Genomic DNA, 9,224 nt, shown 5'->3' with positions numbered 1-9,224 from the left:
CCCGCCGAACCTGCACCTAAGAAAGCAATTTTTTGATCTTTTAATTGCTTACCCGCTGCACGACTCGCAGCAATTAAACTACCAACAGATACTGCTGCTGTTCCTTGAATATCATCGTTAAAACAGCAAATTTTATCGCGATATTTTTCTAAAAGTGGCATCGCATTTTTTTGTGCAAAATCTTCAAACTGAATTAATGCTTTTGGCCAACGACGCTTCACAGCATCAATCACCATATCTACAAATGCGTAATATTCATCGCCGCTAATACGCGGCTGACGCCAACCCATATAGATCGGATCATTTAACAGTTGTGGATTGTTCGTCCCCACATCAATTGTGATTGGTAATGTATAAGCTGGACTAATCCCACCACAAGCTGTGTAAAGCGAAAGTTTTCCAATAGGAATCCCCATTCCGCCAATACCTTGGTCACCAAGACCTAAGATACGTTCACCATCAGTAATCACGATGACTTTTACATTATTTTTATTTACGTTCTGCAAAATATCATCAATCACATCACGATCTGGATATGAAATAAAAACACCACGATGACGACGATAGATATCAGAGAAACGCTGACATGCCTCACCTACTGTTGGGGTGTAAATAATCGGCATCATTTCTTCAAGATGATTTTCGATTAGATGATAGAACAAAGTTTCATTGGTATCTTGGATATTACGCAGATAGATATGTCGATTGATATCATCAGTGAAAGCGCAATATTGTTGATAAGAGCGCTGGCTCTGCTCTTCAATAGTTTCAATAATATGGGGGAGTAAACCGTGTAAGTTAAAGTTACTTCTTTCTTCTTCAGTGAAAGCAGAACCTTTATTTAAAAGTGGTAACTCTAAAAGTGTAAAACCTGCATATGGGATATAAAGGGGGTGTTTACTTGGGTGTCCTGATATCATTGCCTATCTCATTTTCCAGCTTAGAGTAGAGAAAAACACGTTTTTGTATGGTCTCTAAAACTCTTTGTGCGTATAAGCTTAAGCCTAATTCGTTCAAAATAGATATTTTAAACTGTGATGGTAAAATTAAAGACTATTTAGTTAAAACATGTATAAAAATAAACAATAAATATCAGCAGCTTAATAATTTTATACTTTTAAAAAAACTTTTATTATTTTAATTTTAGCGGCCTAAACCATATATTTTAATACTACCATATATTTCCACAGAAAATAATAGTAGGTTTTTAGTGTCATTTACTGATTAGAAAATCACAGAAGGCTTGTATTTATTTGTTTTTAGAATAATGAGACAGTCCACCCTGCAATATTCATTTAAAAAATAATACTCAGTAAGTGGCACAAAAAGAATTATTCGAATATTAAATCCACTCCCCTAACTCCTAGGAAATTTGCTATATTTGACGTTTTTCTGCGACATCTATTTTCGATTGATATGAATACGGCAATACAAGCAGCTCTCGACCATGCAGTGCAAACTCTTCAACAAGAAGGGGTGCTTCCTTCCGACTGGAAAAACACAAGCAACTTAACACGCACCAAAGACCGAAGCCATGGCGACTTTGCTTCTAATATTGCCATGATCGGCTCGAAAGCTGCTGGTATGAAACCACGTGATTTAGCTGAGAAAGTTCTAGCTGCATTACCAGAGGTTGCAGATATCAGCAAAGCTGAAATCGCAGGGCCTGGTTTTATTAACTTCTTTTTAAATGCAGACCAGCGCTTTGCTATTCTTGACCAGATTCAAGCACAAAAAGAAATCTTTGGTCGCAGCCAAGCAAATGCAGCGAAAAAGATTCAAGTTGAATTTGTTTCTGCAAACCCAACGTCTAGTCTACATGTAGGACATGGCCGTGGTGCTGCATATGGTATGACTGTTGCCACGTTACTCGAAGCAACAGGTGCTAAAGTTGATCGTGAATATTATGTGAATGATGCCGGCCGTCAAATGGACATTTTGGCGACTTCTACTTATTTACGTTATTTAGAATTACTTGGTCAAAACCTTGTATTTCCAAAAAATGCTTATCAAGGCGATTACGTTAAAGAAATCGCACAGACTATTATTGATAAAGATGGCGATGCCTACCTTCGTGAAGTGGCTGATGTCTATAAAGATGTGCCAGAAGACGTACAATATGCAGAAGAACTAGATAGCGACGGCAATAAAGTCGTTTTATCTGGCGACAAAGAAAAACATATTGATGGCCTTATTGCCAATTCACAACAATTATTAGGTGAAGGCTACCGTGTATTCCACCAAGCTGCTCTTCATGCCATTTTAGATGACATTAAAGATGACCTTGCTGACTTCGGTGTAACCTTCAATCAATGGTTTAGTGAAGCGTCTCTTAGTGCAAAAATTGATGAAGCTTTAGAAACACTTGATCAACGAGGCTTCCTTTATGAAAAAGATGGCAACATCTGGTTTAAATCAACTGAATTTGGTGATGAAAAAGACCGTGTTGTTAAACGTCGTAATGGCCAAACTACATACTTTGCATCAGACATTGCATATCACTTGAATAAATTACAACGTGGTTATACGGACCTAATCGACATTTGGGGTTCTGACCACCACGGTTATATTTCTCGCGTAAAAGCGGCAATTGATGCTATGGGTTACGACTCTAAAAAATTAACTGTACTTTTAGTTCAGTTCGTAAGTCTATGGCGTGGTGGCGAGATGGTTCAAATGTCATCTCGTTCAGGTCAGTTCGTGACTTTACGTGACTTGCGTAAAGAAGTGGGCAATGACGCGGCTCGTTTCTACTACGTAATGCGTAAGAGCGAACAACACATCGACTTTGACCTTGACCTTGCTGTGTCACAAAGTAAAGACAATGCTGTGTATTACATCCAATATGCGCATGCACGTATTTGCCGCATGTTAGAAAAAGCAGCAAGCACAAACCTACAATTCGATGTAAACACTGCTCGCCCGCATGCGGCACGCTTGTCTCTTGATGCTGAAACTGAAATTCTTTCTAAATTGGCAGCTTATCCAGATGCAGTGTTACGAGCTGCAAATGCGTATGAACCACATCAGTTGGGTAACTACTTAAAAGAGTTAGCTGCCTTGTTCCACGGTTGGTACAATGAACATAAAGTATTAAGCGATGATGCCGAGCTTACACAAGCACGTTTATTACTTTCAATCAATGTACAACAAGTGTTGCGCAATGGTTTAGAATTGCTTGGTGTATCTGCACCAGAATCTATGTAAAAATTATATTGCATGACAGTAAATAAAGGTCATGCAATATATAGTAAGCAGTGGTTTGTAGAGTTAAAATAGCTGATACGAACCACTGTTTCAGCATCGTAATACGAGACTCAAACTCGAATTAAAACAATCAAAATACAGAGGAATAATCCACGTGTTTGGCAAAACGCAACGCGGTGTATCTGAAAGACCTAATAAGCCTAAAAAGCCCCTAATTCCTAAATGGTTAGGGACACTTGTCGCTATTTTGGCGGTCTTATGTATCGCTGTAGTGCTTATGCTTTGGAAACCTTGGCAACCTGTTCCCGCAAAAAATCAGATTACCTCTGAACACTATCAAGAAGAAGATACCAATAAAGACTATCGTTTCTACGATCTATTACCTCAACAACAAGTAACACCTATTCCGGAACAAGCAATTCCTGAGAGCAAAAATCAAGGTACAGCCATGATTGTTGAGGCACCAAGTGCAGCTCAACCAGCAGCTTCAGAAAGTGCAGGAATTGATGCTAATCCATCAGTCACTGCTCCTCAGCAGCCTACCTATATTTTACAGGTTCGCAGCTATAACGATCCCGATCAGGCTGACGCTCGCCGTGCAGAAATTATTTTGAATGGCTTATCTGCAGATGTAGTCAAAAGTAGTGAAAATGGACAAATATGGTATCGTGTTATTTCAGGTCCTTATGACTCCCAAGATGCTGCATTGGCCGCTCAACAAACCTTACAACACAGTGGCATTGATTCTATCGTGATCAAACGCAAGTAAAGGGCAAATAAAAAAGGAACAAATAATTGTTCCTTTTCTTTTAAATATCAGCACAATTCCTTTCATTAGTACCCATTCCCTTTTGTTTCGCTTTCTGAAATGCGGGTCTTTGCTGAATACGATGTAAAAAAGCCTGAATATTAGGGTATTTCCCTTGCAAACGTGATTGCAAAGCTTCCAGTGGGAAACTCATTTGAATATCAGCAAATGAAAAATCGCCTGCGAAATATTCATGCTCTACCAAATAGTTTTCTAAAAAACTAATATGATCTTTCATACGTGGGCGAACAAAATTTGCCTTCACCCCTTCCGTGATTTTTTTTGCTACGGGTTGAATTAACCATGGCACATGCTTATTTACACTATTCATGACCAAAGTCATGACTAATAAAGGCATAAGTGAACCTTCAGCATAGTGCATCCAGTAAATATACTGCTGTAAATCTTGGGGCTGTGTAGGTTTAAATTGCTGCTTCTGATCATAACGCTGCTGTAAATATTCCAAAATCACAGCAGATTCTGCGATGACTTGCTCATCATCAGTCAAAATCGGAGCTTTACCTAAAGGATGAATACATTTCAATGTTTCTGGAGCGGAATAGTTAGGTAAGCGTTGATAATAATGAATATCATAATCTAAGCCTAATTCTTCTAAAGCCCATAAAATTCGAAACGATCGCGAACATTCCAGGTGGTGTACACTAATCATGTTATTGCCTGCTTTTATTTTTCTTTTTACATAAAAAACAGCATGTGAACATGCTGTTTTATTCCATTTGTGGAATGGATATAAAATCATCCACCTCCACAAAATAGCATTTTTACACTGTAACAAGCACAGTATGAATGTCTAAACTACGTAACAAAGTTTTAGTAACTGGCGTTTTACTACATACCGTTAAGATTTTTTGCTGAAGTTCTTCATCGGGTAAGTCTTTAAAAACAATACGACGTTCAATATGTTCTTCATGCTCTCTATTGGTATGAAAATCAATTTCAACCGAGAATTCACCAAAATCATAACCCTTATGTTTCGCATACATTCTTAAAGTAATAAGCGTACATGCAGCTAAACTTCCGGTAAGCAAATCATAGGGTGCTGGGCCTTGGTCCTGCCCTTCAAGTTTTTCAGGCTCATCACAAAAATATTGATGACGTCCACTGGTGATTTCGCCCTTCCATTGTTCAGCAAGAGGCTTTGCTTTACTGCTTGCAATTACTACTGTCATTTTGATGCTCTCATTTGATCTGGAAGAACAGGGGCTTCTAAACGTGCACCAACATAATCTGGAATTTCACCAAAACGCGCATCATGGTTAATCCATTGCTCACGCGCTTCTTTTAAATCATCCATTGTACGTGCAACAAAATTCCACCAGAGTAAAATTGGCGTTTCAAACGGTTCACCACCAATCAAAAGAATACGATTGCCTTTTTTTACTTCAATCTCAATTTCACTCAGTCCAGTATCCAAAACCACCATGTTGTCAGCAGTTAACTCATGACCATTTACATGGGCAACACCTTCTAATGCCATAAAGCCATATTCATAATTAGGATTTAATGGAATACGGGTTTTAGTATCTTCGGTAGCAATTAAGTCGACACCCACTAACGGCGTATGAACCACTACTGGAGAAGTCGTTGCCAAATATTCGCCTACAAGAACAGTAAATTCTAGACCGTCTTTTTCAACAACAGGTAGCTCTGGGTAATGTTCAAATTTCGGATCCATATTGCGCTTTTGATCTGGCAAAGCAATCCAAAGCTGCGCAGCGTGCATTTGAGTTTCTGTATCAGGTGCAACTTCTGTATGTGAAATACCATGACCTGCTGTCATTAAGTTCACTTGCTTAGGTCGAATAAGTTGTTTTGAACCCAAGCTATCGGTATGCATCATGGTCCCTTCAATCATCCAAGTGAAGGTTTGCAAACCAATATGAGGATGAGGACCAACATCTAAACCATCACCCGCAGGAAAGGTGACTGGGCCTGCATGATCTAAGAAACACCACGCTCCAATCATTCGCTTTTGTCGGCTAGGTAAAGCCCGCTTAATGACTGTCCCCTGTCCAATTTCAGCAGAGCGAATTGGAAATTCCTGAATAAACTGATTGGCAAATTTCTCGCAATCCTTTGAATCAGAAATATCGTAATCATTATTATTGCTCATGATATTACTCTCTTTTACCTATGCTTTTGCAATGAGTTGTTCTAATAATCTTAACAATACACTCATTATTCAATATAGTCTTTTAGTAATACACAGGGTGTTATGAATGAGACAATCAATTTTTTTAATTATAAAAAATAATAAAGCTGCATTGAGCAGCTTAAGATGATTGAGTTTTAACGAGCTGTTTTAAGTTTTTCATAAATTGCCCAAATTGAGGAAAAAACTCTTGAAATAGTGGATGGTCTCGATTTTCCAATATGACTTCGCTAAAAAGTTTTAGCCCAACTCCAAAGGATTTTGTAGTTTCATCATCAAAAAAATCTGCTTTTTTTAAGCGTTCAACAATTTCAAAGATATCGTCATGATTTCCCGCATAGAACTCAAGACGTTCAGTATAGGTAGAGGCTTCTCCTTTCGCATTTTTTAGATGTTGTACAGTGACATGATATTGATGTTGTTTCATATATAAATTCTCTCTTAAAAATTAATGACTTTGAATAATTTCAACCTGTTTAAGGTCGACTTATAGGCGCCCAATCGCAACCGCAGCTTGATCAATTTTTTCGGCAATTTGATAAATCTGCTCTTGCTGTAAACCTGCCGAGTTCAACTTCAAACGCAAGGCAGTCTTTAAGTTTTCCATTGCACGATGAATTTCGATTAATTCATCATTACTGTGAATTTCACGTCTAAGGCGTAATTTTTCTAATAGCTCATTCAACTTATCTTGTTGTTCAGTTAAGTAGGCTTCTCCAACTTCTGTGATTTGATATTGCTTACGCTCTACGTCTAGCAAATTAATTAAATTCATTTCTTCCAGACTGGTTAATGTTGGATAAATGGTTCCTGCACTTGGCGTATAGCCATCACCCACCAAATCACTTATTTCTTTAATAATTTCATAGCCATGCTTTGGGCTTTGCTGAATGAGGTGAAGTACTAAAAGTTTCATACGTCCAGCTTCAAAAAGTCTTCCACGGCGCCCCGAACGGTGATGCCCGCGATGGTGCTCACTGTGTTTGGCATGATGATGTTCTGATTGTTGTTTCATCTTTTAAAACCTAAAAATGATCAATTTATAATTATTAAGATATATCTTAATATATCTTTTATCAAGCATAAGTAATAAGAATAGATTTATCATTTTGATAATTATTAAAATTAATTTTAGGCTTTAAAAGTTAAGTAATAAAAAAGGACGCTAACGCGTCCTTTTCCTTACCAACTAACAGGGGAAAATTATTCCCACTCAATCGTTGCTGGCGGTTTAGATGACACGTCATATACAACACGTGATACATCTTTAATTTCATTCATAATACGTGTTGAGATTTTATCAACTAATTCGTATGGTAAATGTGCAAAACGAGCTGTCATAAAGTCAACTGTTTCAACTGCACGAAGTGCGATTACCCATGCATAACGACGACCATCACCTACTACACCAACTGACTTAACAGGTTGGAATACGGCAAATGCTTGAGCTGTTTTGTCATACCAGCCGCTGTCGCGAAGCTCTTGCATAAAGATATCATCAGCAAGACGAAGAATATCTGCATATTCTTTTTTCACTTCACCCAAAATACGAACACCTAAACCAGGGCCCGGGAATGGATGACGGTAAATCATGCTATGAGGTAAGCCAAGTGTCGTACCTAATTTACGAACTTCATCTTTAAACAAGTCACGTAAAGGTTCAACTAACTCAAACTCTAAATCGTCTGGTAAGCCACCCACGTTGTGGTGAGATTTAATAACGTGTGCTTTACCTTGTTTACTTGCAGCAGATTCGATTACATCTGGGTAAATCGTACCTTGAGCCAAGAATTTCACGCCATCAAGTTTACGTGCTTCTTCAGCAAAAACTTCAATAAACTCACGACCAATGATTTTACGTTTTTTCTCTGGATCAACTTCACCAGCCAATGCAGTTAAGAAACGTTGTTCAGCATCTGCACGAATAACACGGATACCCATGTTTTCAGCAAACATTTGCATTACTTGGTCACCTTCGTTTAAACGAAGTAAACCGTTGTCAACAAATACGCATGTTAACTGGTCGCCAATTGCTTTATGTAAAAGCGCAGCAACTACAGATGAGTCAACACCACCAGAAAGACCTAAAAGAACTTTTTCATCACCGATCTGTTCACGTAGTTGTTCTACACGCAAATCAATGATGTGCTCAGGTGTCCAAAGACCACCACATCCACAAATTTTATGAACAAAATTTGCAAGTAATTCTTCACCTTTTGCCGTGTGCGTTACTTCTGGGTGGAATTGCACACCATAGAAACGGCGTGTTTCGTCACTTACAGCAGCAACAGGACAACTTGGTGTGCTTGCAGTAATGCTAAAACCTTCTGGAATCTGGCTCACTTTGTCGCCATGGCTCATCCAAACATGAAGTTGGTCTTCACGATCTTGTAAGTTGCCAATCAGTTGGTCACGTTTAACGATATCAACTTCGGCATAACCAAACTCATGTACAGTACCCGGCTCAACTTTACCGCCTAACTGTTCAGACATGGTTTGCAAGCCATAGCAAATACCCAATACTGGAACACCCAACTCAAACACCACTTGTGGTGCACGTGGGCTGCCTTCTTCATGCACACTCTCAGGTCCACCTGACAAAATAATGCCATTTGGCTTAAAAGCGCGAACGTCTTCTTCAGACATATCAAAAGCATACATTTCAGAGTAAACGCCGGCTTCACGTACACGACGTGCAATGAGCTGGCTATATTGAGAGCCGAAATCCAGAATCAGGATACGATCTTCAGTAATTTGAGTATTGGTAGTCATGACAAACCACTAAATGGCAAAAGAATTAAGCGCGCCATTTTAACATTTTTCACGCTTCGGCGCACCGCAAATCATCATATATCTTATTTTTTTCATTTCCGAATCATTTCTATCGTTGAATTCTTTGACATAAATTAATATTTACTTATATTTATCAAACATCTGGATTAGTCTTAAAAACTTCATACGTATTGATAAATTCATCACATTCTATGCAACATCACCATGAATTTGATGTTAAGATGACCCGATAAAACAGGCATT

At 38.4% G+C, this 9,224-nt stretch carries 8 protein-coding genes and 1 pseudogene; 2 read left to right on the top strand and 7 right to left on the bottom strand.

Annotated features, from left to right (window positions below):
- A pseudogene (gene maeA, locus UC75_RS22195) lies at positions 1-920 on the bottom strand (oxaloacetate-decarboxylating malate dehydrogenase); the annotation flags it as partial.
- Positions 921-1,416: 496 nt separating this feature from the next.
- Here maeA and argS point away from each other — a divergent pair.
- Positions 1,417-3,207, top strand: a complete 1,791-nt coding sequence (argS, locus tag UC75_RS16810) for an arginine--tRNA ligase (RefSeq protein ID WP_049838243.1) — start codon at positions 1,417-1,419, stop codon at positions 3,205-3,207.
- 154 nt (positions 3,208-3,361) lie between these two features.
- Positions 3,362-3,976 carry an SPOR domain-containing protein gene (locus UC75_RS16805; protein ID WP_049838242.1) on the top strand — a complete coding sequence of 205 codons (615 nt, stop codon included), beginning with the start codon at positions 3,362-3,364 and terminating at the stop codon, positions 3,974-3,976.
- A 40-nt stretch (positions 3,977-4,016) separates the two neighbouring features.
- Here UC75_RS16805 and UC75_RS16800 read toward each other — a convergent pair whose 3' ends face one another.
- The 6 genes from UC75_RS16800 to guaA all read right to left on the bottom strand — a co-directional run bounded on the left by UC75_RS16800 (position 4,017) and on the right by guaA (position 8,960).
- Complete coding sequence (locus UC75_RS16800; protein ID WP_049838261.1) at positions 4,017-4,685, bottom strand: glutathione S-transferase family protein; 669 nt, start codon at positions 4,683-4,685, stop codon at positions 4,017-4,019.
- Positions 4,686-4,797: 112 nt separating this feature from the next.
- Positions 4,798-5,205 (bottom strand): OsmC family protein, encoded by a 408-nt coding sequence (locus tag UC75_RS16795; protein ID WP_049838241.1) that lies wholly within the window; start codon positions 5,203-5,205, stop codon positions 4,798-4,800.
- Positions 5,202-6,149 carry a pirin family protein gene (locus tag UC75_RS16790; RefSeq protein WP_049838240.1) on the bottom strand — a complete coding sequence of 316 codons (948 nt, stop codon included), beginning with the start codon at positions 6,147-6,149 and terminating at the stop codon, positions 5,202-5,204. Before UC75_RS16790 ends, UC75_RS16795 begins: the two co-directional genes overlap by 4 nt.
- Before the next feature lie 160 nt (positions 6,150-6,309).
- Positions 6,310-6,615, bottom strand: coding sequence for a DUF3861 domain-containing protein (locus UC75_RS16785; protein ID WP_049838239.1), 306 nt, complete (start codon positions 6,613-6,615; stop codon positions 6,310-6,312).
- A gap of 60 nt (positions 6,616-6,675) precedes the next feature.
- Complete coding sequence (locus UC75_RS16780; RefSeq protein WP_049838238.1) at positions 6,676-7,203, bottom strand: PadR family transcriptional regulator; 528 nt, start codon at positions 7,201-7,203, stop codon at positions 6,676-6,678.
- Between the two features lie 188 nt (positions 7,204-7,391).
- Positions 7,392-8,960: a glutamine-hydrolyzing GMP synthase gene (gene guaA, locus UC75_RS16775; protein ID WP_004795322.1), complete on the bottom strand. Its 1,569-nt coding sequence runs from the start codon at positions 8,958-8,960 to the stop codon at positions 7,392-7,394.
- Positions 8,961-9,224: the final 264 nt, after the last annotated feature.

It is taken from the genome of Acinetobacter sp. V2 (assembly GCF_001188385.1).
Lineage (GTDB): Bacteria > Pseudomonadota > Gammaproteobacteria > Pseudomonadales > Moraxellaceae > Acinetobacter > Acinetobacter oleivorans.
The sequence above is the reverse complement of the archived record's forward strand: the minus strand, read 5'-3'. Positions and strand labels throughout refer to the sequence as shown.